This is a genomic window from Massilia sp. CT11-108, assembly GCF_047302915.1.
In the GTDB taxonomy this organism is placed as follows: domain Bacteria; phylum Pseudomonadota; class Gammaproteobacteria; order Burkholderiales; family Burkholderiaceae_D; genus Telluria; species Telluria orientalis.
Genome location: NZ_JBKYMO010001303.1, coordinates 1 through 390, shown reverse-complemented (window position 1 = coordinate 390; position 390 = coordinate 1). Strand labels below are relative to the sequence as shown.

Annotated in this window: 1 pseudogene; it reads right to left on the bottom strand. The window is 72.3% G+C overall.

The annotated features are described in order from the left end of the window. Positions 1-390 (bottom strand): annotated as a pseudogene (locus ACEN88_RS34515) (hypothetical protein); the annotation flags it as partial.

Here is a 390-nt window from a genome sequence, read left to right as displayed (position 1 = left end):
TGCCGTGGGCGCGCGCGGCCGCCAGCGCGGCGCGCAGCAGCGGCACGCGCAGCTTCAGGTCCGGAGCGATGCTGAACGATGAGAGCGACCGGTCGCCGTCGCGCACGTACGTGTAGCTGCCGCTGCCGAAGTCGGAACTGTGGATCGTCGTGCGCAGGATGTTGTAGCCAAGGCCCGCGCGCGGGTCGAAGTACGCCACCAGGAATGCCTGCTGCTGCGCCGGGGTCAGGGTCGCGTGGACCTCGGCGACGGCGTCCGTGACGGCGCCGCCGAAGCCGAACACTTCCTGGTAGCGCTTCGACGTGTCGACGAAGACGGCGATGTCCGTCTCGGGCGGCTGGCCCGCCGGCTGGAAGGCGCCGAGCGGACGCGCGGCGAAGCGGTCGGCGC